Source organism: Streptomyces sp. NPDC002276, assembly GCF_053891435.1.
Genome location: NZ_JBSFCQ010000005.1, coordinates 353725 through 376663 on the forward strand (window position 1 = coordinate 353725; position 22939 = coordinate 376663).

A 22939-nucleotide genomic window follows, 5' to 3' on the forward strand; every position below is an offset into this window, starting at 1 on the left:
CCCTGGGCCGCCGATGATCGAGTGGTGGGGAGCGGGGGCCGGGCGTACCGTCGAACGGTGAGCATCCGGTGGGCCCGACGTCCACCGACCTCTCGCGAGTGCGAAGCACCATGAGCAGCGGCCCTCGGCAAGTCTCCCCAGCGCGGACGGTCACCACCCGGGACACGGGCGGTGGCGGAAACACCATGGCGCTGCTGGTGATCGCCTCCTGTCAGCTCATGGTGGTCCTCGACATCACCATCGTGAACATCGCGCTCCCGCACATCCAGAGCGCGCTGGGGTTCTCCACCACCAGCCTGGCCTGGGTCGTCAACGCCTACACCCTCACCTTCGGCGGTCTGCTGCTCCTCGGCGGCCGGGCCGGTGACCTCCTCGGCCGACGGCGCGTGTTCGTGTTCGGCGTGCTGCTCTTCGTAGTCGCCTCCCTGCTCGGCGGGTTGTCCCAGAACTCCGGCGAACTCCTCGCCGCCCGTGCCCTCCAGGGCGTCGGCGGAGCCATCGCCTCCCCGACCTCCCTCGCTCTCATCAGCACGACGTTCCGCGAAGGACCGGAGCGCAACCGGGCGTTCGGGGTCTTCGCCGGAGTCTCGGCGGGCGGCGGCGCGATCGGGCTGCTGATGGGCGGGATCCTCGTCGAGTGGCTGAACTGGCGCTGGGTGCTCTTCGTCAACGTGCCCATCGGACTGCTCATCGTCCTCGCCACCCCGCGCTGGATCCGCGAGTCCGAACGCCACCCGGGCCACTTCGACATCACCGGCGCGCTGACCTCCACCGTGGGCATGGTGCTGCTGGTCTACGGCTTCATCCGGGCCGCGCAGGAGGGCTGGGGGGACTGGCTCACCCTGGCCTCGTTCGGCGCGGCCGTCGTCGTCCTCGCCGGGTTCGTCCTGGTCGAGCGGCGCTCCCGGCAGCCGATCACCCCGCTGCACATGTTCCGCGACCGCAACCGGGCGGGCACGTACGCCATCATGCTGTGCCTCTCCGCCGCGATCTTCGGCATGTTCTTCTTCCTCACCCTCTTCGTGCAGGACGTGCTGGGCTTCAGCCCGCTCATGGCCGGCTTCGCCTTCCTGCCGGTCAGTGCCGTGATCGCGGTCGGCGCGGGCCTGGCCTCACGGTTCCTGCCGACCTACGGGCCCAAGCCGTTCATGGTGGTGGGCGCCATCCTCGCCGCCGGAGGCCTGTCCTGGCTGACGTTGACGGACGTCCACTCCACCTACGCCGGCAGTGTCCTCGGCCCGATGCTGGTGTTCAGCCTGGGCATGGGCATGGAGTTCGTCTCGCTGACCCTGATGGCGCTCTCCGACGTCCCCGTCCAGGAGACCGGCGCGGCCTCCGGACTCCTCAACGCCATGCAGCAGGTGGGCGGTTCGCTCGGACTCTCCATCCTGGTCACGATGTTCGGCACGGCCAGCAGGAACGAGGCGAAGGACCAAATCCCCGCGTTCCTCTCCCGGGCGACCCCGGCCGAGCGCCTCCGCTTCCAGCGCACCGGCCAACTCCCGGGCATCTGGGGCGATCACGTCCTCACCGCCGGGGCCTCGGCCGCGTTCGTCATGGCGGCGATCTTCACCGTCGTCGCCGCGCTGATCGCCGTCGTCGTCATCCAGGTCCGGCCCTCCGACCTGGAACGCCTTAAGGGCGGCACGGGAGTTGGGCCGACCTGAGCGTCAACTCCCGTGATACGGCGGCTCCTTCGGGATCCGCTGCTCGAACCACACCACCTTGCCCGTGCTCAGCCGCGTCGCTCCCCAGCGCTGCGCGAGCCGGTCCACGAGGAACAGTCCCCGACCGCCCTCGTCACTCGGCCCCGCCTCCCGCATCCGGGGCACCTGGGGCGAGTCGTCGGTCACCTCGCAGCGCAGCACGTCGGTGCGCAGCAGCCGTAGCGAGATCGGCCGAGAGGCGTACCGTACGGCGTTGGTGACGACCTCGCTGACCATGAGTTCCGTGGTGTCGAGCAGGGCGTCCAGGCCCCAGCGGCGCAGCACCCGGCGGGTCAGCCGACGGGCCTGGCCCGCGGTGAGCGGGTGCGGGTCGAGGTGCCAGTAGCCGACGCTGTCCGGCGGGAAGCCCTCGAAGCGGGCGGTGAGCAGCGCGATGTCGTCGTCGCGGGGACCCGGCGCCAGCGCGGCGAGGATGCGGTCGCACAGCCGCTCCAGCGAGGACAGGCGGTGCCCGTGCCGGGTGGACTGGAGGTGGGTGCGCAGGGCCTCGACGCCCGTCCCCACGTCCACGTCGCGGGACTCGACCAGGCCGTCGGTGTAGAGGACCAGGGTGGTACCGGTGGGCGCGGGCATCTCCACCGACTCGAAGACGACTCCGCCGACGCCGATCGGGGCGCCCGGTGGCACGCGCAGGACCTCCGCGTGGCCGTTCGGTCGGAGGAGGACCGCGGGCGGGTGGCCTGCGTTGGCCATGAGGAGGCGGTGCGAGATCGGGTCGTAGATCGCGTACAGGCAGGTCGCGATGTGGTCGCTGCCGAGCCGTTGGGCCTGTTCGTCGAGGTGGTGCAGGACCTCGTGCGGGGGCAGGTCGAGACCGGCGAGGGTCTGCACGATGGTGCGCAGCTGGCCCATGATCGCGGCCGAGGTCATGGAGTGGCCCATGACGTCGCCGACGATCAGCGCGACCCGGTTGCCGGGCAGCGGTATCGCGTCGTACCAGTCGCCGCCCACCTGCGCGGTCTTCGACGCGGGCAGATAGCGGCTGGCCAGTTGCACACCGGTCGGCTCGGGCAGCGACGACGGGAGCATCGTGTGCTGGAGCGTGTCCGCGACGGAGGCCTCGTGGCCGTACATCACCGCCTTCTGGACACCGATCGCGGTGTGCGTGGCCAGCTGGGAGGCGACGAGGAGGTCGTCGCCGGTGAACACGGAACGGTCGGGGCGGCGTAGCAGGACGACCGTGCCCATGACGTGGTGGCGGCCGTGCAGCGGGGCGATGATCAGCCTCCGCCCCTGCGGCAGCGTCCCCGGCGCGCTCGCCGCGGGACCCAGCAGCTCGGCCACCGCGGGCCCGATGTCGTCCGCGTCGCCGAAGGCCGGCTGCCCGGCCAGCAGCAGTTTCGCCAGTCGGCCGTCGAGCACCGGCTGCACCCGGTCGGTCACGTCCGCGTACTCGGCGTGCGGCATCAGCGGCGCGGTCCTCGCCTCCGGTGCCCGGTCGACGCTGTGCAGTTGCAGGACGACGGGCGCGGACGACTTCTCGTCCCCGACGGGCAGCGGATCGTGCAGGTGGATGACGATCGCGTCCGCGAAGGCGGGCACCGCCGCCCACCGCAGCTCCCGCAGCGTCTCGTCCAGGTCCATCCCGCGGGCGATCCGCCGGGTCGCCACATCGAGGTACTGGAGCCGATCGGTCTGCGGTGCGGGCGCGAGGGGCGCCCGGTTCCAGTCCGGAACCGGCGCCGGGCCGCTCGCCGATCCGCCTCGCCGGGCGGTTCCGGCGGGGCCTTCGCGGGGGCTGTGTGGCTCCGTCACGCTTCGTCCCGTCCACTGGTGCGGCCCACCGGGCCGCCGGGTCGGTGCTACGGCCTCAGTCGCGCCGTCGGCAGCAGAGGAAGACCTGTTCCTCGGGCGGCACGTCGGCGACCGCCGGGGCGTAGGTGTAGGAGGTCTCCTTCACGATCTCGAAGCCCGCGTCGTCCAGGATCCTGTGCAGGTCGTCGAGGAGGTAGCCGGAGACCCTGATCGTGTTGCCGAGGAACGGGATCGCGAAGTCGTCCACATGCGCCTCCACCATCGACAGGGCGAACAGACCGCCCGGGGTCAGCAGGTGGTGGATCGTGCGCAGGGCGAGGGGGATCTCCACGCGCGGCAGCATCAGCAGGGAGAAGAACGCGGCGACGGCGTCGAAACGGCCCAGGTCGGTCGGGCCGCCCGGGCGCAGGTCGGCCAGGTCCAGCTGGTGGAACGTACCGGCCGGGACGTACTTCCGGGCCAGCTCCACCATCCGCCGGGACAGGTCCACGCCCACGAGGTCGAAGCCCGCGTCCGCCAGCTGCCGGGCGGTCGGCACACCGGTGCCGCTGCCGAGGTCCAGCACCCGGGAGCCCGGACGGAGGGACGCGACCAGCCAGTCACCCGCGGCGACCTGGCCCTCCTTGTGCGGGAAGGCCTCGTCGTAGCGGTCCCCGATGGCGTCGAAGGCCTCGGCCTGACCCGAGCGGTCGAGCCGCAGGCTGCCGTAGTCGGCCCCGTCGTTCGCTCTGCTCACTGAAGTGGCCTTTCATCCGCGCATAGAGGATTGTCCCACACGTGGGGAAAGTGCGTTTCAAGTGGGAGAACGCCGTGAGGGGTGCCCTGGGGGCACCCCTCACGCGACGTCGAGGGCGAGGAAAGCGAACGGACTGAATTCATTAGGAAGATGAGAAGGAAGCCCGTTCATGGCCTCGCCACGGCTGACGCTACCAGTCAGGCGGGGATCAGGTCGCGCAGATTTTCCAGGGTCACGATCCGCGAGCCCTCGGGCAGCCCGTCCGGGCGGCGCAGACCGATGTACGTCACCGGACCGTCGTCCGGCACCGTCCCGCCGTCCCAGAACGTCACCTCCGTCGTCCCCCTGCTCATCAGGTCGACGAGATGCCACACCGTGAGCTGCTCACGCTCGACGATGCCACGCAGCAGGTTCGCCACCGTCACCCGGTTCTCCTCCACCCGGTTCGCGGACGGGCTGCCCTTGAGGTACAGGTGCAGCCACTTCGCCCGCCAACGGCCGTCCTCCCCGCGCAGGAACACCAGCGGCAGCGCGACCCGCCCCGCACCGCGCAGCTCCGACTTCATGCGCACGGTACGCGGCTCGAACGGCCGCCCCTTCTGCTCGCCCTCGCGCAGCATGAACCCGAAGAACGACTCCTCGACCTCCTCGAAGCCCTCGCCCGCGAAGATGTTGACCTGCGGCACGATGAACGCGCCGCGCACGGCACCCAGCCGCAGATCGATGAACTCCGAGGCCCCGTCCGGCGCTTCGGTGATGTCACCGGAGTGCGCACCCTCGACGTCGGTGAGCGAGGTGTACGACAACCAGGTGTTCGTGGAGTAGTCCGCGTTGAGCATCAGCGCCGACAGATCGAAGTCGGTCCGCTGCTCGGACTCCTTCCAGTACACGAAGAAGCGCAGCAACTCGCCCTCCACCGCCGACACGGACCCGCGCGGCAGCACCCCGAGCCCGGCCGCCGTCGCCTTCCCGCTCAGCGGCAGCGCCACGTCGAGCACGTCCGGATCGATCAAAAGCCGCTCCGGAGAAGGCAGTCGACGCCGCGTCTCGTCGTCCAGCACCGCGATCAGCCGCGTCCGCTCCGCCGGTCCTACGACCGTCCGCTCGTCGTCGGTCACCCAGGCACGGCCGCGCCGGTTCACGAACACCCGCAACTCCCCGGTCTCCCGGGCCCTGTTGTGCAGATGCTCGCGCACCGACAGCACCACCCGGCCCGACACCTCGGGCGCGACCTCCTCGGCGGCGGCCACCACGGCGTCCCGCTCCTCCTGCGTGAGCGCGGTGCGCAGCAGCCGGTCCAGCGCGCGGTACAGCTTGCCGGGCGCGGACCTCAGCAGCTTCACCGCCCCCAACACGTCGTTCTCCGCGAGGAGTTCCTCGACCCGGCCGTCGAGCGACCGCGCCTTCAGCTCGCCCCGCGCGACCGCGAACACGTCGGCGGCGTGCGGCCACTTCGGGTACTCGTGCGGGTGCAGCCGCTCACCGAGCCGCTTCCACTCCTCGCGGTGCGCGGCCACGTCGGCCAGCTTGGCGGGCGCCGCGGCGATGACCGAGTCCAGCCCAGCGAGCAGCGCCCGCCGTACCGGCCGGGACAGCGACCGGAAACGGGTCGGCTCCGCCAGTGCCACATCGCCGTCCGACAGCGCGCAGGCCAGCCGCAGCACATCGGTGACGGTGTCCAGCAGCAGGCCCGAACCCACCTTGAGGCGGGCCTGGTTGACGACCGCGCGGTTCTCCCGGACCGGGATCGCCTCGGGCTGCGGCCCGTCGGCACACCGCTCGGCCAGCGCCCGCAGATCGTGCAGGTGCTCCTCGCCGAGCGGAGTGACGCTGCCCGCCAACGCCAGGTACAGGGCGGTGAGTTCATCGGCTACGTCGCCGCCCGCGTGCAGCACCGTGATCCGGTCGCCCGCCGCCGCGATCAACTCGTCCTGGGCGGCCAGCATTTCGGCGTACGTGTGCTGGTACCGGCCGTAGGTCGGCAGGTCGAGCAGGTTCACCACGCCGGTCCGCAACTGCTTGAGCGTCGCGGACGAGGTCTCCTCGTCGTGGAGCGCCTCGGCGACGCACGCCATCCAGAAGTCCACGGTGTCGGGCACGCCGGCCGGGAAATCGATGAAGTAGACGTTGTGCCGGACGTGGTCGCCGACCATCTCACGGACGGTCCGCAGGGTGCGGCCGGCGATCCGGACGACCGTCTCCTCGGACAGCCCCGACAGTCGTTCCAGCAGTTCCGGGGAGAGCTTGAAGCCCACGGACAGCAGCACGGCGTCGAACTGCCGCGCGACGGTGGCGCCTTCACCCACGGGACCCGTGGGCGTGGGGACGCGGAGCGTGTGCCGGATGACCAGCGGTTCGAGTCGGTCGATCATTCCGGCATGCTCCCAGAACCGAACAAGCGGGCGCATTCGGGTTTTACGTCTTCAGGGGTCAGCCGACCAGCCAGTCGTACGCCGCCCGCGCGCCGAACTCCGCCTGGCCGCCCCGCAGCAGCAGTCCCGCCGTGGCGAACTCCGGGGCGTCGGCCTGCGCGGTCACGTACGGGATCGCGATGCAGCGCATGCCGGCCGCGTGTGCCGCCGCCGCGCCCGGAGCCGCGTCCTCCAGGACCACACAGTCGGCTGGAGGCGCCCCGAGCCTGCGGGCCGCCTCCAGGAAGACGTCCGGCGCGGGCTTGCCGTGAGCCACCTCGTCCGCCGAGACCACCGTCCGCAGCACCGCGTCGAGCCCGGTCGCCGACAGGATCGCCTCGATCGCCTCCGGCGACGAACCCGAGGCCACCGCCATCGGCACCCCCTCGGCCGCCAGCAGTTCCACGAACTTCCGCATCTCCGGATACGCGTGCGTGGCGGCCCGGGCCAGCGCCAGATAACGGCTGTTCGTCTCCGCGAGCAGGTCCTCCACCGGCGCCCTCAGGCCGTGGCGCTCTTTGAGGAGGGCGAGGGTCTCCTGGGTACTGATGCCGACGAAGCGCTCGTGCCGCGCCCACGTGAAGTCCGGGACGCCGTGCTCGGCGAGGGTCCGCCGGGTGGCCTCGTAGTAGTTCGGCTCGCTGTCCACGAGTGTTCCGTCGAGATCGAAGATGACCGAGAGGCCGCGGAGGTTGCTCATGGGATCAGGATGCCAAGGGATGCCAAAAGGGATGCCGAGGGGGCTGAAGGGGCTGAGGGGGCCGAGGGGTCATTTGCCGGCCGCGCGGCCGACCGCCTCCACCAGCGGCAGCAAGCGGTGCGGGACGCGCTCGCGCAACACCATCTCGGTACGCGTCCGCACCACCCCCGGCAGGCTGATCAGCCGCTGGATCACATCCTCCAGATGGCCGTTGTCCCGCGCCACGACCCGCGTGAGCAGATCCCCGCCACCCGTGATCGAGAACGCCTCCACGATCTCCGGTACGGCGGCCAGCGCGTCCCCCACCTCGTCGAGATGCCCCTGCGTGACCTCGATGTGCACGAACGCGAGCACCGGGTGGCCGAGGGCGGCGGGGGAGAGGAAGGGACCCGTACCGGTGATCACTCCGTCCCGCTCCATTCGGTCGAGCCGGGCCTGGAGGGTGCCCCGGGCGACGCCGAGGAGCCGGGCGTACTCGCGCACGCTGGTACGCGGCTGCTCCAGGAGCAGTCGCAGGATGCGGGTGTCGAGTTCGTCCACGCTCATGGCACATGACTGTACCAGTGGCTCAATTGCTTTGCGCTGTGCCAATGGTCCAGTGATTCGGAGGCCACTTGAGCCAGTCTGCCGGGTGATGTTGTGATGGGCGCGTCGATGGCGCTGCGGACCTCCGCGGCGCCTTTTTCGTGTGGGTGCGCGCAAGGGGCGGGGAAGCAGTGCTGAAGCGGGTGTTCGTGGCTCCGGATCCGGGGCGGACGCGGTTGCGGTTCGCCGCGCGGGCCGTGCTCGGTATCGGCCTCGCGGTGGTGGTCTGCGGGCTGACCGGGCAGTCCCTCGCGGGTGCCGTGACCGGCGGCCTCGCCGCGTTGCTCGCCCTCTTCACGGTCACGGACGCCACGGTGCGCGGACAGGCCGTCACCACCGCCCTCCTGCCCTGCGTGGGCCTTCCCGTGCTCGCCGCGGCGGCCGAACTGCACGCCCACCCCGTCGCCCGCGACCTCACCTTCCTCGCCGTCGTCGGCGCCGGCGTCTACGCCCGCCGCTGGGGACCGCGCGGCCACAGCCTCGGTGTGTTCGCGTTCATGACCTTCTTCGTGGCCCAGTTCCTGCACGCGACGACCGACCAACTGCCCGCGCTCTACGCCGCCGTGGCCCTCTCCGTGCTCACCGCGGCGACGGTCCGCTTCGGCCTGTGGTGCTACGAACGCCGACTGCCCCCGCCCACCACACCCGCCCCGCCGACCGGGCGCGGCCTGGCCAGGGTGACCACCCGACAGGCCGTCCAGGCGACCGCGGGCGCCGGATTCGCCCTCGTGGTGGGCCAGTTGGTGTCCGGTCAGCGCTGGTACTGGGCCGTCGGCGCCACCTGGTGGATCTTCGTCAACACCGCCTCACGCGGCGAGACCGTGGTCCGAGGCTTCCGCCGCGTCCTCGGCACGGTCCTCGGCATCGCCCTGGGCCTCCTGATCGCCGTACCGGTGCAAGGCGCCCCCGTCCCCACCGCGATCCTGGTGGCGGCCTGCGTCTTCGGGATCTTCTACTCGGCAGCCGTCTCCTACACGTGGATGATGCTCTCGGTGACCTTGATGGCCGAGCTGCTCTACGGCCTCCTCGGCGTCCTGACCCCCGGCCTGCTGGCGCTGCGGTTCGCCGAGACCGGCGTCGGCGCGCTCGGCGCCGTACTGGCCGTCCTGCTGGTGCTCCCGGTGACCACCCACACCACCACGGACGCCTGGATCCAGCGCGCCCTGCGCTGTGTCCACGCCTGCACCGCCGAGGCCGCCGTCCGCCTCGCTGGTTCCGGCCGGGCCGACCCCGCCGCACGCATCGCCGAGCTCGAACAACTCCTGGGCCGGGTACGGCTCTCCGTGGCCCCCCTCGTGCACCCGCTGAACCCGATGCTCGGCCGAAAGCGCCGTGCCCGCCGGGTGCTGGCCCTGCTCGACGACTGCGCCCACGAGATCCGCGGCCTGGCCACGGTGGCCGCCGACCCGCAGGCCTCCCACGACACCCGCCTCGCCGCCGCGTGCCGCCGCGTCGAGACCGCGGTCGAGGCACTCACGGACGGCGACACGTCCCCGCTGGGGGCCATGCCGTCCCGGTGCCCGGCGGAACCCGCGCTGGCCCACCTCCACGGCCTGGAACGGGCGCTCGCGGAACTCGCGGGGCCGTTGCGGGCGACGGGGGCGCGGCTTGTGGGGGCGTGAGGGGGTTCGGTCGGGTGGGGGTGGATGTCTCGTGCGCCGCGTCTGACCGGCGGAGGCGGGCCTCGCGGGGCCGCTGCGGGCGCGGTCGGGTTCAGGTTCGGGGCTTGTGGCTTGTGGGGCTTGAGCGGGTTCGGCCCGGTGGAGGCGGAGCCCCCCGCGCACCGCGCCTGAGCGGTCGAGGTGAGCCTCGTGCGAGGCGCCTGACCGGGCAATCCCGCGCCGGCTCACCCGTGCCGTCCGGAACCGCCCCGCGCGGAACTCGCCCAACCCTTGCGCGCGGTCCGACAGGGCCCCTGCAACAGACTCGGCGCTTTGGTCTAGACCGCTCATGATCGACTGCTACCGTCACCCCGGACAGCACTGAACCGAGAGGGGACAGCGGTGACAGACGGCGGCAGGCGGCAACGGCGGGCCTTCATCGGGTCGTTCACGGCGGCGGGCGGCCCTGGTGTCGTCGCGGCGGCCGTGGACGCGCACAGCGGCGCGCTGACCGTCCTGAGCAGTGTCGACGGCGTCCCCGACCCCTCGTATCTGGCCCTGGCGCCCGAGGGGGACACCCTCTACGCGGTCAGCGAGACGGACGAGGGTGCGGTGGCCGCGTACCGCGTCAACGGCGACAAGCCCGAACCGCTCGGCCCGCCCGTGCGCCTCGGCGGCGCGGGACCGACGCACCTGAGCCTGTACGCGGGACACGTCCTGACCGCCGACTACGGCTCCGGCAGCGTCACCGCCGTCCCGGTCCGCCCGGACGGCACGCTGGCGGACCGCCCCTCCGGACAGCTCCGGCACACCGGCTCGGGCCCGCACGAGCGACGCCAACAGGGGCCGCACGCCCACCAGATCCAGCCCGACCCCAGCGGCCGCTGGGCCGTCGGCATCGACCTCGGCACCGACTCCGTGTTGGTGTGCGCGCTGGACGACGGACGCCCCGTACTGCACCGCGAGATCGCGCTCAGGCCCGGCTCGGGCCCCCGCCACCTCGCCTTCCATCCCGACGGCGACCGCGCCTACGTCCTCAACGAACTCACCCCGACCGTCACCGTCTGCCGCTGGGACGCCGAGAGCGGCGCACTGAAGCCGCTGGCCGAGACCCCGGTACTGCCGGGCGCACCGGCGGGCGACGCAGCCTACCCCTCCGGCATCGTGACCTCGCCGGACGGCCGCTTCGTCTGGACGGCGACCCGCGGTGAGGACGTGCTGTCCGTGCTCGCCGTCGAGGGGGAGGGGCTGCGCCTGGTCGGGACGGTGCCCTGCGGCGGCCACTGGCCGCGCGCGCTCACCGAGTCCGACGGCTACCTGTACGTGGCGAACGAGCGGTCGGGCGACGTGACCTGGTTCGCCGTCGACCCCGCCACCGGCATCCCGCGCCCCGGCGGCTCGATCGACGTGACCGCCGCGTCCTGCGTGGTGTTCGACTGACCCCACAGGCCGTGTCCACGGCATGCCGAAGGGCCCGCTCCCGCGTGAGGAGGGGCCCTTTCGGCGCTACGGCGTTACACGTGCCAGGCCAGGACAACCCGGTGCGGACCGGAACGGGTCAGCGGACCGGGGCGCCCTGCGGCTGCGGCGGCGCGATACCCAGCGCCGTCGTGTACTTGGAGAGCGCGAGCTTGCCGATCGCCGGGTACGGGCCGAGCGCCTCGGCGGCCGAACAGCCGGCCTCGGCAGCCGCCGCCTGGAGCAGACCCGGGTCGATCTCGGGGCCGATCAGATAGGGCGCCAGGGCGAGTTGCTGCGATCCGGATCCGCGCAGCTGCTCCGCGATGGCCGCGATCGAACCCTCCTGGTCCAGCGCCGCCGCCATCACCGGCACGGCGAGGCGCGCGGCGAGCAGCATGCCGGTGATACCGGCCGCCTGCACGGCCTCCTCGCCGCCCACGGACGCGAGGATGATGCCGTCCGCGGCCGTCGCCACGGTGAACAGCCGGGCCCGGTCGGCACGGGCAAGACCCGCCTCGGAGAGCCGTACGTGCAGCGCCTCGGCGAGCAGCGGGTGCGGGCCGAGCGAATCGGTCAGATCGGCCGCGACCCGGCTGTCCATGACGGCCTGGCGGACCTGGCGCAGCAGCGCGCTGTCCGGACCGGCGAGCAGCGGCACGACGACGGCCACCGGACCGTCCGGCTCCTTGACGTCGGCGCCGGCGGCCCTGGCCTGCTCGAAGCGGGCGGTGCGCTCCTCGGCCGCGTGCGCGAGCACGGCCGTCAGCGTGGGGAACTCGGCGTCGTCCCCGTCGAGGTAACCGATGCGCCCGTCGAGACCGGGCAGCTCGGAGCGCGCGATGCTCACGACCTCCTCGGCGAGGCTGCGCGTGGCGGCGCTGGGCGTGCCCGGCACGGCGAGCACCAGCGCGGGCGCGCCCTCGGGAGCCGCCAGCGGCTCGGGTCGGCGGTGCCGCCCGGGCTGGCGAGGTCGCGGCATTCGTACTGGCAGGCCGGACGCGGGCCCAGTGGGGGAGCTCATGGCGAGGCATGTTACTGGCTTCTTGGGCTCCCCTGTTCGGGGAGGGTGCAGGTGAGCGGTATCCGTCCTGTTTTGTCTGATGAGTTACGCACGGATCAGAAGTGATCACCTCGCCCCGCCACGCTCACCACGTGCACCATCACGCCGTCGGCCGGCAGGGTGAGCGCACCCGCCGCGAGGTCGCGCGCGATCCGCACGGCACCGTCCAGCGGATCGCCCGCCGCCGCGACCGGATGGGCGTGCGGCAGCCGTTTCGCCAACTCCTCGCGCACGGGTACGAGGAGCGGGTCGCCCATCCGGAACAGGCCACCGGTGAGGGCGATCTGCGGCTCGCCGGTCGTCGGGCAGACCGCGGCGGCCGACTCGGCCATGTGCCGGGCCGCGGCACGCAGAATGCCCGCCGCCACCGGATCGTCCGGGGCGCACTCGGCGACGCGGGGCGCGAAGGAGGCGAGTACGGCGGGACGATCCGGCCGTGGATACAGCGTGCCGGGCAGTCCCGGCATCGGCCCGAACCGCTCCTCGGCGCAGGCCAGCAGCGGCCCGGAACCGCCGTCCCGCCCGTCGTACGCCCGCAGCGCCGCCTCCAGCCCGGCCCGCCCGATCCACGCCCCGCCACCGCAGTCGCCCAGCAGGTGTCCCCAACCGTCGGCCCGCCGCCAGCCGGTGAGGTCGGTGCCGATCGATATGAGTCCCGTACCGGCCGCGACCACGGCACCGGGCCGCGCCCCGAGGGCACCGACATACGCGGTGACGGCATCGGCGACGAGCGCGACCGTCCGCACCCCGAACTCCCGCGCCAGCGCCCCCGGCAACTCCTCCCGCAACCCGTCCCCGAGGGAGGCGAGCCCGGTGGCCCCGATCACGGCAGTACCCCACTCGGTGCGCCCGGCGTCACCGGCCAACTCCCGCACCATGGGCATCAGTTGCTCCATGAAATGCCCGGCGTCGATCCCCCGCGCACCGGTCCGCACAGGCTCCCCGGACGCGACCGGCAAGGACACCGGCCGCCCGACCTCCCCTACGACGACCCGCAGCCCGGAGCCTCCGGAGTCCACGGCGAGAAACCTGGCGCGGGTGTCTTGTGCGGGGGGTGTCGATGGGGACACCGCGGAAGGAATCGTGGGGGGAACCGGCTCGGGGAGCCTGCCCGACGAACTCCCGGCGGCGGCGCCCGTCTCGGCGGTGCCGCCCGAGGACACCCGCCCGCCCGAAGCCCCCTCAGCGCTGCGTCTGGCGTCGGCGGTCTGACTGAAGGACACCGTCCCGTCCGGAGCGCCGACCTCGGCGGCCTCGTCCGCGGAAGCCGGTCCGTCCGGCGCCCCCGCTGATGCCCCTGCTGATTCCGCCGCCCCAGCCGACCCGGTGTCCCCGGTGCCTGTCACGGCAGGCGCCAGTCCACCGGTTGTCCTCCCTGCCGGACCAGCAGGTCGTTGGCGCGGCTGAAGGGGCGGGAGCCGAAAAAGCCGCGGTCGGCCGACATCGGGGACGGGTGGGCGGACTCCACCGAGGGCAGGTCGCCGAGGAGGGGGCGCAGATTGCGGGCGTCCCGGCCCCACAGGATCGACACCAGCGGCTTGCCGCGCCCGGCCAGCGCCCGTATCGCCTGCTCGGTGACCTCCTCCCAGCCCTTGCCGCGATGCGCGGCCGGACTGCGCGGGGCCGTGGTCAGCGCCCTGTTGAGCAGCAGCACCCCCTGCTGACTCCACGGTGTCAGATCACCGTTGGACGGCTGGGGCAGCCCCAGGTCCGTGTTCAGCTCCCGGTAGATGTTGAGCAGGCTCGGCGGCAGCGGACGTACCTCGGGGGCCACCGAGAACGACAGCCCCACCGCGTGCCCCGGAGTCGGATACGGGTCCTGTCCGACGATCAGGACGCGGACGTCGTCGAAGGGCTGCTGGAAGGCCCGCAGCACATTCGGCCCGGCCGGTAGATAGGTGCGCCCGGCGGCGATCTCCGCGCGCAGGAAGTCCCCCATTTCGGCGACGCGTCCGGCCACGGGTTCCAGGGCTTTCGCCCAGCCCGGTTCGACAATCTCATGCAACGGTCGTGGTGCCACGGGCGTCACCCTACTGCCGTACACGGCTCGACGATCAACCGGTGGTCCGAGCCCGACCGAGAACGACCGGACGGTGACCGCGCATGAACGAAGCCTCCCCATAAGGCAGTTGCCGTCCTCATGCGACCACCGCGGCCCGCACGCACAGCACATCGGGGAGATGGGACGCCAACTGCCGCCAGCTGTCCCCGTCGTCGTCCGACGCGTACACCTCGCCGTTGCGATTGCCGAAGTACACGCCCGCCGGGTCCGCGCCGTCCGTGCACATCGCGTCGCGCAACACCGTGCCGTAGTGGTCCTCGGCCGGCAGTCCCGCCGACAACGGCTCCCAGCTCGCCCCCGCGTCGGCCGTACGGAAGACCCGGCAGCGGTGTCCGGCGGGCACCCGGTCCGCGTCCGCGTTGATCGGGAACACATAGGCGGTGTCGCCGCGATGGGGATGGGCGACCGCCGCGAAGCCGAACGTGGACGGCAGTCCCTCGCCGATGTCCGTCCAGTGGGCGCCCGCGTCGTCGCTGCGGTACACCCCCCAGTGGTTCTGCAGATACAGCCGGTCCGGGGTCGCCGCGTCCTGCGCGATCTTGTGCACGCACTGCCCGAACTCCGGGTTCGGATCCGGCAGGAACACTGCGGAGACACCGGAGTTGGACGGCTCCCAGCTCGCGCCCCCGTCACGCGTGCGGAAAACTCCGGCAGTTGATACGGCGACCGTCACGGCCTTCGGGTCGCGCTCGTCGGTGAGGACGGTGTGCAGCCCTTCTCCACCGCCGCCCGGCACCCAGCGCGAGCGGGTGGGGTGCTCCCAGAGGGGACGGACGAGGTCGAAGCTCTCGCCGCGGTCCTCGGAGCGGTACAGCGCGGCCGGTTCCGTACCCGCGTACACCACCTCGGGTTCCGCCGCGGCCGGGTGCAGTTGCCACACCCGCTCCAGCGAAGCCCCCGTGTCCTTCGGGAACTTGACGGCCGGCCGCTCCGGCTCGACCCATGTACGCCCCAGGTCGTCGGAGTGGAACACGGACGGACCCCAGTGAGCGCTGTCACCACCGGCCAGCAGTCTCGGCATGTGGCCCCTGGTGTCGACAGCGACCGAATACAGCGCCTGCGCGTTGAAGTACGGACTCTCGTCGAACTCCCAGACTCCACCCCGTCCGCGCCCGATGAACAGGCCTTTTCGCGTGCCCACCGCGAGCAGCACCTCGGTCATGACGATCACCTCCACCGCGTTTTTGGCCACTTCGACCCCCTCACCCGCCAGTGTGCACCCCACCACTGACAGTCACCCCTGGAACCGGCGTCACCGCAGGTCAGGACCCTGTTCCGGGCCCGACGGGCAGATCCTGGGAACACCTCTCGCGAAAAGCCCGCGCGCACCTCGTCAACCATGGGACCGTCGAGTCGGGGTATTCGTCGTGAGCATCGAGGAGACGTCTCCCGTATGGGAGGGCGGTTCGGCGTATCAGTGCGTTCATGAGGAGGATGCCTTCGATGGCGTTCCGAGGTCCGAAGGTGTGGCTGTGGCGGTGGCGGCGCAATCCGCTCAAGCGCCGCGCCGATGCGGTGGAGTCGTGGATCGTGCTCGGTGCCTGGCTGATCACCGTCCTGGCAGGCGTGCTGGTCGGTCTGACGGCGACCCGGTCCGTCGAAAACGAACTGGCCCAGGAGCGCGCCGAGTGGAAACCGGTGGTGGCACTGGTGACCCAGGACGCGCCCGGCCTCTCCCCGGCCAATTCCGGCAGAACGAACAGCGAGCTGGTCTGGGCGAAGGTCCGCTGGACGGCCGTGGACGGCTCCTCGCACACCGGCCAGATCCGTGTTCCCTCCGGCAGTGGCATCGGCACTCCGGTGACCATATGGACCGACCCGCAGGGCCATCTGGTCACCAAGCCCGCCTCCGTGTCCCAGGCCCAGCTGCGGGCCGCGCTGATCGGCACCCTGCTGGGAATGGGCGCGGCAGCCGTCCCCTTCATCAGCGCACGCGCCCTGCGGATCAGGCTGGAACGCCGGCGCATGGACCAGTGGGACGAGGAGTGGGCACGCTTCGGCCCGCTGTGGAGCCGTAAGACGGGCTGAGCAGGACGGGCTGCCCGGCCCCGGCATGACATGAGCGCCCCTGGCACGCGGATCGACGCAGGGGCCCTCGTCATGCCTCTCCTACGTGCCCTCCCCGCCCGCCACCACCTCCCGGCACATCCCCAACAGCCTCTCGTCCGCCAGAACGTCCTGGCTCCCATGCCCGCCGCTCCGCGCCAAATGCCGTCGCGGAGCGGCGAGTTCAGCCTCCACCAGGTCGTGCAGGGGTGCCCCGGCAGCCCTCATCCCAACCAGGCACGCGGCAACAGCGCCCCGCACACGCGGATGCCCGGTCCAAGCCGACCGCAGCGCCGGAAGCACCCTCTCCGCATCCCCGGTCACCCGCCACAGCGCCCGGGCCCCAGCGACCCGCTCCTCCACACACTCCGCCCCGACCATCCGCGCCAGCCCGTCCGACGCGACCCGTCCGGCCACCCCCACCCGGGCCAGCACATCCGCGGCCACCCGGCGCCGCCGCCCGTCCGCACCCGCCAACTCCCGCAACAGGGACGGCAGTACGGCCGACGCGTCTCCCTCCACCGACCACAACGCACCCGCCGCGACACCCGCACACTCGGAGTCCAACAGCCCGCGCAGCACCGGTACGACATCCTCCGCCACGACCCCGAACGCGTCGAGCGCCCGAACCGCCGAGGCCACGACCCGCTCCCTGAACCGCACCCCGTCCGGCATCCCGCGCAACAGACGCAGCACCTCCGGTACGGCCTCCCGGTCGGCGAGCGCGGTCAGCCCGGACAGCAGGGGTACGGCACGGTCGGACGTCTGCGGGGCGTCGAGGGGTACACGGCCGAGCCGGTGCCGCAACGCCGGGGCGAGCGGTGCGGCCGAGCGGCCCAGGTGGACGATCACCCGTCCCAGGTCGTCGGGTACGACCGGCCGCGCGAGCACCTCGGCCAGTACCGGTGTCGCCCGTGGATCACCGCTGCGGGCAAGGGCCTTGAGCACGCCGCCCAAGGCCGGCGCCCCACGCTCCAGGCGCTGCGTCCACTGTTCGGGGCGCGCGCTCACCAGCGTGTGCAGGTGATCGGCGGCCGGTGTCGCCAGGTGGAAGAGTTCCCCCAGTACCGACGACGCGGCATCGCGCAACCGGTAGTCCTCGGTGCCCAGTTGCTCACCGACCAGCGCGACGAGTGCCGAGTGGTCGCCCCGCCATTCGCGGAACAGGCCAGCCGACAGCCACACCCCGTTGCACCGGTCGGTGGAGTCCGGGGCGGTCAACTGCCCTTCCAGCAGGGCGATCCGGTCGGTCACCCGCCCGTCGAGCGCGGTGTGCAGCGTGCGCACGAGCTGGGCGCCCTCTTCGTCCGAGGGACGAAGTCGCCGTAACCGCCCGGCGAGTGTGTCCGGGCAGTCGATGTCGTCCCGCGCACGGAGCCCCGACCGACGCCGCTCGGACCGCGCCCCGAGCAGGTCCACGACCGTCGGGACCAGGTCGGCGGGGAGCAGATCCGGTGCGCAGCCCGCGAGTTGGCCGAGTGCGGCGAGCCGTAGCCCGGGGTCGTGCGGCGGAACGCCGAGTGCCAGCAGGGTGACCAGCGCCTCGACGGCGTGGGCCGGGTACCGCCGTACGAACAGACCGAGGCTCTCGACGAGGGCGAGCAGTGCCCGGTCGTCTCGCTCGGCGGTGATCCGCTGCCGTAACAGGCCCAGCACGCGCGCGGGTTGATCGAGGAACCGGACCAGTCCCTCGGTGGCGGCCCGGCGCACGCCGGGGTCCCGGTCACCTACGAGCGTGACGAAGACCTCGGCCTCCGCCTTGAGGACGGCCTCGGCCGACCCGTGCCCCCGCCCGATGCTGATCAGAAGTTCCACCAACTCGCCCCGCTCCGCGGCCCCCTCGTCCGTGGCGAGTGCGAGCAGAAACGGAACGCAGGCGAGTGTCGAGTCGTACACCCGCCCCTGGTGGTGCACCGCGCCGTACATCCCGTCGAGCGCGCCCGCCCGCACGGCGAGGTCCTCGGCGGCCAGTCCCCTGAGCAGTTCCGGCACGTCGGCCGCACTGCCGTACGCATGGCGCAGTGAGGCCCAGTCGACCTCGTCGATCCCCGTGAACACGTTGCCCTCCCCCAGACGAAGTGCCACCTGATCGCGAGTCTGCACCACGCCACTGACAACGAAGCGGAATCGGGAGGTGACCGAGGGTCAGCCGCCGTCGGGCAGGGCGCGGGTAAGGATCGCGCCGAGGTCGGCGGAGTCGGGGAGTGTGCCGAAGGCGTGCCCCCAGTCGCCGCCCAGCCGGGTCGCGCAGAAGGCGTCGGCGACCGCGGCCGGGGCGTGTCGTACGAGGAGGGATGCCTGGAGGGTGAGCGCCATCTGCTCGACGAGGCGGCGGGCGCCGGTCTCGGTCGCCTCACTCAACGCGCTCCGCAACCGGCTCACCGCCGCGTCCAGGTGGGCGTCCGCGCCCCGCGCCAGGGCGAGTTCGGCGAACAGGGCTTCCGCCGGGCCGGGGTCCCGGCTCAACGCCCGTAGTACGTCCAGGGCGTTGACGTTCCCCGAGCCCTCCCAGATGGAGAGGAGGGGGGCCTCGCGGTAGTGGCGGGGCATGCCCGAGTCCTCGACGTAGCCGTTGCCGCCGAGGCACTCCAGGGCCTCCGCCGTGAAGGCCGGACCGCGCTTGGTGACCCAGTACTTGCCGACGGCGGTGGCGATCCGGCGGAACGCGGACTCGGCGTCGTCCCCGCGCACCGCACGGTCCGCCGCGCCCGCCAGCCGCAGGGTGAGAGTCGTCGCGGCCTCCGACTCCAGCGCCAGATCGGCCAACACATTGCGCATCAGCGGCTGTTCGAGCAGCCGCGCGCCGAACGCACCGCGGTGGCGCACATGGTGGCCCGCCTCGACGAGCGTCTTGCGCATCAGCGTCGCCGACATCATCACGCAATCCAGGCGCGTGCAGTTGACCATCTCGATGATGGTCTTGACGCCTCGCCCCTCGGGCCCGACCAGCCAGGCGACGGTCCCGTCGAACTCCGGTTCCGAGGACGCGTTGGACCGGTTGCCCAGCTTGTCCTTCAGCCGCTGGATACGGAACACGTTGCGGCTGCCGTCGGGCAGGACGCGCGGCACCAGGAAGCACGAAAGCCCGCCCGGAGCCTGCGCCAGCACCAGGAACACGTCGCACATCGGCGCCGACGTGAACCACTTGTGCCCGCGCAGTGTGTACACGCCGGGTTCGGCGGTGGGGGTGGCCGCCGTGGTGTTCGTGCGGACGTCCGAGCCGCCCTGCTTCTCCGTCATCCCCATCCCGGCCAGCAGCCCGCGCTTCTCGGTCGGTACGCGCAGGCCCGGTTCGTACACCCGGCCGGTGAGCAACGGCTCGTAGACCGCGGCCAGTTCGGGCTGGGCGCGCAGCGCGGGAACGGCGGCGTACGTCATCGACGTCGGACACCCGTGCCCGGCCTCGGTGTGTCCCCACACCAACCCGCCCGCCGTACGGGCCACATGGGCGCCGGGGCGCTCGTCCGCCCAGGGCGCACCCGCCAACCCCTCGGCGACGGCGACACCCATCAGCCGGTGCCAGCTCGGGTGGAACTCGACCTCGTCGATCCGGTTGCCGTACCGGTCGTGCGTGCGCAGCTCCGGTTCGTGCCGGTTCGCCTGCTCACCCCACTCCTGCGCCTCCGCACCGCCCGCCGTCCGGCCGAGTCGCCGTACGTCCTCCTCGGCCCAGCCGGCGCCCTCCCGGCGGAGCCCCTCAAGGAGGGCCGTGTCCTCGGAGGCGTCGTACGGGGTCAGGGGCGGGGGCTGGTTGGTGACGTCGTGCGTGGCGTTCCGGGGCTGCGGCGGTGTGTGCGCGAGTGTCTGGGCCATACGGGAAGTGTTGCACTATCTCTGCGGTCGCATCAATGATGTAACACGACGGCCGCCCCGTAGAGTACGAGGCCATGCGGATGAACGTGACGGAAGGGCCCGGCGAGGTGGACCTGCGTCCGTTGTCCGCGCGGTCGGTCGTCCTCAGCCTGCTGCTGGGCACGCATCCGCCCGAGCTGCCCGTACGGGATCTGCTGCGCGCCGTCGAGCCGCTCGGCGTGGCCGGATCCACCCTGCGGGCCGCGCTCAGCCGGATGGTCGCGGCCGGAGATCTGCGGAGCACGGACGCCGTCTACCGGCTCAGCGACCGCCTGCTGGAACGCCAGCGCCGCCAGGACGTCGCCGTACACCCCGAGACCCGACCCTGGGACGGCGACTGGGAGATGACCGTCGTCACCGCGACCGGTCGCGGCCCGGCCGAACGCGCCGAGCTGCGAGGGGAGTTGACCGCACTGCGGCTCGCGGAACTCCGCGAGGGCGTCTGGCTCCGCCCGGCCAATCTGCTACGACCCCGACCGGACGAACTCGGCACGGTGGCCCGGCATTTCACCACCCGCCCCGAGGAGCCCGCCCGCGAACTCGCCAGGAACCTGTGGCCACTTGAGGCCTGGGCCAAGACGGCCGAGGCGCTGCTCACGGGGATCACCGCCACCGCCGACCGCCCTGCCGACCGTTTCACCGTACTCGCCGCCGTCGTACGCCACTTGCTCGCCGACCCGGTCCTGCCCCCCGAACTCCTGCCCGCCGACTGGCCGGGCCCGGCCCTGCGTGCCGAATACACCAGCCGTCGGCGGGAGTTGACCGCGACGGTGCTGGGGAATGTGGAGAGTTGACCGTGGAGAACATCGTGTCCGTGGCCGTCGGGGCCGCGATCGGTCTCATGGGGGCGGTGTTCGGTTCGTGGTTCACCGCGCGCCGACAGGACCGCATGTGGCTCCGCGACCAGAAGCTGAAAGCGGGGATCGGCTTCAACACGGCCGTGGTTCTCTATCTGCTCTGCGCCGGCGAGACCGTCGATCTCGCCGACGCTCTGGCGCGCCGGGTCTGGAGTACCCGGCCCACCGACGGCAGGGACGACCGCCGGGCCGAATTCCGGGAGACGCTGGACCTGTTGCGTCGCTTCACGCATCAACTCCGGCAGGAGATCGCCAGGCCCTAGCCCTCGTTCCCGGCCGCCGTCACCGCGGTGGGCTCACCTGTACGTGATGTCCGAGGCCGCGTACTTGCAGTAAGTGCCGTCCGCGCCCGTGCCGTTGGTGGTCGGCTCCGCGCCCGTGTTGTTCCCGATGTACTTCTGGCAGGGGATCATCTTCTTGCTGGTGTCCCCGACGATCGTGATCGCCTTCAGGGTCGCGCTGTCGCCGTAGTTGGTGTTGATGCCGACGATCCGGCTGCCCTTGTACGTGGCCTCGATGGTGTTGAGGTTGATCGTGCGCTTGTACTGCGTCTTGCAGTTGCCGCAGGAGCGCACGAACGTACCGAAGGTCTGCGCCGCGAAGTTGGAGACGTTGAGGGTCCCGGCGCCGTTGAACTGGAACACCTTGTCGCTGGCCTCCTTCGCGCCTCCGCCGTTGACGGTGTACACGTTGGACGACGAGGAGCCCAGGAAGGTCGCCGCGTCCTCGCCGACGTCCTCCCACCACACGTTTTGGAGTGTGCAGGCGCCCAGGCAGTGGATGCCGTCGGCGGCGGGGGAGCCGATGATGACGTTCTTGACCACCGCGCCCGGGGCCAGTTCCAGGATGGGGCCCTGGTCCTCGTCCTGGCTGCCGGTGCCCAGGTCGCCGCTGCCGTACAGGCGCAGCATCCCGTAGTCCTTGGTGCCCGAGACCGAGATGGTCGAGGTGACCGCCTGGCTGCCGCTCGCGGTGGGCCAGGTCGCGGCACTGGCCGGCGAGAGCGCACCTGATGCCATGATCATGCCAATTGAAAGTCCGAAGGCCGTCACCGCGCCGGTCAGCACGCGTGGCCGTAGGGAAGAAGTCATGTCCCGATTCCTTCTCCGAGGTGGGGGAGTGGTCAGAGCTTTCCGGTGCCCGCGCCGGACGTCACCGAGGCGACGACGGCCGAGGCGGGCTCGGCGGTGTAGCTGTACGGCGGGCTGGTGAACGTGCCGACCTGCGAGATCTCGGTGGCGGCTCCGCCGAGGTCGTTGCCGCTGAGGTTGGCGTAGCCGTCCACGTCGCTGTCCCGGTTGGTCGTGACGGCGACCTCCGTGTCCCGGAAGACGTTGTTCTGGACGAACATCTGGGCGCCCATGCGCGAGTGCACGGCGGTCTCGGCGCCGACGACGTAGTTGTCGTAGAAGTGCCCGGTGCCGAAACGCAGGCTGGGGATACGGGAGTTGACCTGGTCGAACCAGTTGTGGTGGTAGGTCACCCGCAGATGCCCGGTGTCCTCGCTCGCGTTGTTGTCGCTGTGGCCGACGAGCGAGCCCTTGTAGTGGTTCTTGAAGGTGTTCCAGGAGACGGTGACGTAGTCGGAGGCGTGTGTGATGTCGAGCAGGCCGTCGTAGTAGTCCTTGTCGTGGTCGAGGTCGGACGAGAAGGCGTTGTGGTCGATCCACACCTTCGTCGAGGCCTGCACGGTGATGCCGTCGGTGGGCGCGACCGGCTTGCTGATGGTGAGATTGCGGACCACGACGTTCGTCACCTTCTTCAGGCGCAGCCCGCCACCGGTGAACCCGGACGCCGAACCCACGCCCAGGACCGTCGTGTTGGACCCGATGTCCACCTGACCGCTCAGCGAGATCAGGCCGTTGACCTTCACCACCTTCGAACTGCTGCCGGTGACAGCCGACTTGAAGGCGTCCAGCGTCGACACCGTGACCGCGGCGGTACTGCCGCCGCCGGTCGTCCCGGCGCCGAATCCGACCGGCGAGGAATCGGCCGCGGCGGCGGAGTGGGGGAGTGCGAGCACAGCCGTAGCGGCGAGGGCGACCGCCGCCAGGGCTGATCTTCGAGTACGCATGCGGGTGCGTCC

20 protein-coding genes are annotated in these 22939 nt (G+C 71.7%); 7 read left to right on the forward strand and 13 right to left on the reverse strand.

The window, feature by feature from the left end; translation table 11 throughout:
* The first annotated feature begins 185 nt into the window (after positions 1-185).
* A complete protein-coding gene (locus ACWIHT_RS16160) occupies positions 186-1667 on the forward strand; it encodes an MFS transporter (RefSeq protein ID WP_456168587.1) in 1482 nt (493 codons plus the stop codon).
* A gap of 3 nt (positions 1668-1670) precedes the next feature.
* Here ACWIHT_RS16160 and ACWIHT_RS16165 read toward each other — a convergent pair whose 3' ends face one another.
* The 5 genes from ACWIHT_RS16165 to ACWIHT_RS16185 form a co-directional block, all read right to left on the reverse strand.
* Positions 1671-3311 carry a SpoIIE family protein phosphatase gene (locus tag ACWIHT_RS16165; protein WP_456168847.1) on the reverse strand — a complete coding sequence of 547 codons (1641 nt, stop codon included), beginning with the start codon at positions 3309-3311 and terminating at the stop codon, positions 1671-1673.
* A gap of 226 nt (positions 3312-3537) precedes the next feature.
* Positions 3538-4218 (reverse strand): class I SAM-dependent DNA methyltransferase, encoded by a 681-nt coding sequence (locus ACWIHT_RS16170; protein ID WP_456168589.1) that lies wholly within the window; start codon positions 4216-4218, stop codon positions 3538-3540.
* A 197-nt stretch (positions 4219-4415) separates the two neighbouring features.
* On the reverse strand, positions 4416-6590 hold the full coding sequence (locus ACWIHT_RS16175) for a hypothetical protein (protein ID WP_456168591.1): 2175 nt from the start codon (positions 6588-6590) through the stop codon (positions 4416-4418).
* A 58-nt stretch (positions 6591-6648) separates the two neighbouring features.
* Positions 6649-7329 carry an HAD family hydrolase gene (locus tag ACWIHT_RS16180; RefSeq protein WP_456168593.1) on the reverse strand — a complete coding sequence of 227 codons (681 nt, stop codon included), beginning with the start codon at positions 7327-7329 and terminating at the stop codon, positions 6649-6651.
* 69 nt (positions 7330-7398) lie between these two features.
* A complete protein-coding gene (locus ACWIHT_RS16185; protein WP_093630529.1) occupies positions 7399-7875 on the reverse strand; it encodes an Lrp/AsnC family transcriptional regulator in 477 nt (158 codons plus the stop codon).
* 170 nt (positions 7876-8045) lie between these two features.
* Between ACWIHT_RS16185 and ACWIHT_RS16190 the strand changes: the two genes are divergently transcribed.
* Complete coding sequence (locus ACWIHT_RS16190) at positions 8046-9536, forward strand: FUSC family protein (protein ID WP_456168595.1); 1491 nt, start codon at positions 8046-8048, stop codon at positions 9534-9536.
* A 381-nt stretch (positions 9537-9917) separates the two neighbouring features.
* Positions 9918-10955 (forward strand): lactonase family protein, encoded by a 1038-nt coding sequence (locus ACWIHT_RS16195; RefSeq protein ID WP_456168597.1) that lies wholly within the window; start codon positions 9918-9920, stop codon positions 10953-10955.
* A gap of 118 nt (positions 10956-11073) precedes the next feature.
* On the opposite strand, the gene ACWIHT_RS16200 is transcribed toward ACWIHT_RS16195, so the two are convergent.
* Complete coding sequence (locus ACWIHT_RS16200) at positions 11074-11997, reverse strand: sirohydrochlorin chelatase (protein WP_262062790.1); 924 nt, start codon at positions 11995-11997, stop codon at positions 11074-11076.
* 95 nt (positions 11998-12092) lie between these two features.
* Positions 12093-13055: an N-acetylglucosamine kinase gene (locus ACWIHT_RS16205; RefSeq protein WP_456168599.1), complete on the reverse strand. Its 963-nt coding sequence runs from the start codon at positions 13053-13055 to the stop codon at positions 12093-12095.
* Between the two features lie 64 nt (positions 13056-13119).
* Between ACWIHT_RS16205 and ACWIHT_RS16210 the strand changes: the two genes are divergently transcribed.
* Entirely contained in the window at positions 13120-13248 is a 129-nt protein-coding gene (locus ACWIHT_RS16210; protein ID WP_456168601.1) for a hypothetical protein, read from the forward strand.
* 130 nt (positions 13249-13378) lie between these two features.
* Here ACWIHT_RS16210 and ACWIHT_RS16215 read toward each other — a convergent pair whose 3' ends face one another.
* Positions 13379-14056, reverse strand: coding sequence for a uracil-DNA glycosylase (locus ACWIHT_RS16215; protein ID WP_456168603.1), 678 nt, complete (start codon positions 14054-14056; stop codon positions 13379-13381).
* 118 nt (positions 14057-14174) lie between these two features.
* Positions 14175-15326 (reverse strand): WD40/YVTN/BNR-like repeat-containing protein, encoded by a 1152-nt coding sequence (locus ACWIHT_RS16220; RefSeq protein WP_456168605.1) that lies wholly within the window; start codon positions 15324-15326, stop codon positions 14175-14177.
* Between the two features lie 215 nt (positions 15327-15541).
* Here ACWIHT_RS16220 and ACWIHT_RS16225 point away from each other — a divergent pair, with 215 nt between their 5' ends.
* Positions 15542-16126 carry an Rv1733c family protein gene (locus ACWIHT_RS16225; protein WP_456168607.1) on the forward strand — a complete coding sequence of 195 codons (585 nt, stop codon included), beginning with the start codon at positions 15542-15544 and terminating at the stop codon, positions 16124-16126.
* Positions 16127-16207: 81 nt separating this feature from the next.
* Here ACWIHT_RS16225 and ACWIHT_RS16230 read toward each other — a convergent pair whose 3' ends face one another.
* Entirely contained in the window at positions 16208-18202 is a 1995-nt protein-coding gene (locus ACWIHT_RS16230; RefSeq protein ID WP_456168849.1) for a HEAT repeat domain-containing protein, read from the reverse strand.
* Positions 18203-18289: 87 nt separating this feature from the next.
* A complete protein-coding gene (locus tag ACWIHT_RS16235; RefSeq protein WP_456168609.1) occupies positions 18290-19957 on the reverse strand; it encodes an acyl-CoA dehydrogenase family protein in 1668 nt (555 codons plus the stop codon).
* A gap of 74 nt (positions 19958-20031) precedes the next feature.
* Here ACWIHT_RS16235 and ACWIHT_RS16240 point away from each other — a divergent pair, with 74 nt between their 5' ends.
* Both ACWIHT_RS16240 and ACWIHT_RS16245 read left to right on the forward strand, forming a co-directional pair.
* Positions 20032-20790: a PaaX family transcriptional regulator C-terminal domain-containing protein gene (locus ACWIHT_RS16240; RefSeq protein ID WP_456168611.1), complete on the forward strand. Its 759-nt coding sequence runs from the start codon at positions 20032-20034 to the stop codon at positions 20788-20790.
* A 2-nt stretch (positions 20791-20792) separates the two neighbouring features.
* Positions 20793-21116, forward strand: coding sequence for a hypothetical protein (locus ACWIHT_RS16245; protein ID WP_456168613.1), 324 nt, complete (start codon positions 20793-20795; stop codon positions 21114-21116).
* A 33-nt stretch (positions 21117-21149) separates the two neighbouring features.
* On the opposite strand, the gene ACWIHT_RS16250 is transcribed toward ACWIHT_RS16245, so the two are convergent.
* Together ACWIHT_RS16250 and ACWIHT_RS16255 are read right to left on the reverse strand one after the other, a co-directional pair.
* Positions 21150-21944 carry a pectate lyase gene (locus ACWIHT_RS16250; RefSeq protein ID WP_456168615.1) on the reverse strand — a complete coding sequence of 265 codons (795 nt, stop codon included), beginning with the start codon at positions 21942-21944 and terminating at the stop codon, positions 21150-21152.
* A 32-nt stretch (positions 21945-21976) separates the two neighbouring features.
* Complete coding sequence (locus ACWIHT_RS16255) at positions 21977-22927, reverse strand: pectate lyase family protein (protein ID WP_456168617.1); 951 nt, start codon at positions 22925-22927, stop codon at positions 21977-21979.
* Positions 22928-22939: the final 12 nt, after the last annotated feature.

Bases quoted from the DNA above. Each gene is read 5' to 3' on its own strand.
- ACWIHT_RS16160 (WP_456168587.1), top strand. From the start codon at position 186: ATGGCGCTGCTGGTGATCGCCTCCTGTCAGCTCATGGTGGTCCTCGAC.
- ACWIHT_RS16165 (WP_456168847.1), bottom strand. From the start codon at position 3,311: ATGGACCTGGACGAGACGCTGCGGGAGCTGCGGTGGGCGGCGGTGCCC.
- ACWIHT_RS16175 (WP_456168591.1), bottom strand. From the start codon at position 6,590: ATGATCGACCGACTCGAACCGCTGGTCATCCGGCACACGCTCCGCGTC.
- ACWIHT_RS16180 (WP_456168593.1), bottom strand. From the start codon at position 7,329: ATGAGCAACCTCCGCGGCCTCTCGGTCATCTTCGATCTCGACGGAACA.
- ACWIHT_RS16185 (WP_093630529.1), bottom strand. From the start codon at position 7,875: ATGAGCGTGGACGAACTCGACACCCGCATCCTGCGACTGCTCCTGGAG.
- ACWIHT_RS16200 (WP_262062790.1), bottom strand. From the start codon at position 11,997: ATGAGCTCCCCCACTGGGCCCGCGTCCGGCCTGCCAGTACGAATGCCG.
- ACWIHT_RS16225 (WP_456168607.1), top strand. From the start codon at position 15,542: ATGGCGTTCCGAGGTCCGAAGGTGTGGCTGTGGCGGTGGCGGCGCAAT.
- ACWIHT_RS16235 (WP_456168609.1), bottom strand. From the start codon at position 19,957: ATGGCCCAGACACTCGCGCACACACCGCCGCAGCCCCGGAACGCCACG.
- ACWIHT_RS16240 (WP_456168611.1), top strand. From the start codon at position 20,032: ATGCGGATGAACGTGACGGAAGGGCCCGGCGAGGTGGACCTGCGTCCG.
- ACWIHT_RS16250 (WP_456168615.1), bottom strand. From the start codon at position 21,944: ATGACTTCTTCCCTACGGCCACGCGTGCTGACCGGCGCGGTGACGGCC.
- ACWIHT_RS16255 (WP_456168617.1), bottom strand. From the start codon at position 22,927: ATGCGTACTCGAAGATCAGCCCTGGCGGCGGTCGCCCTCGCCGCTACG.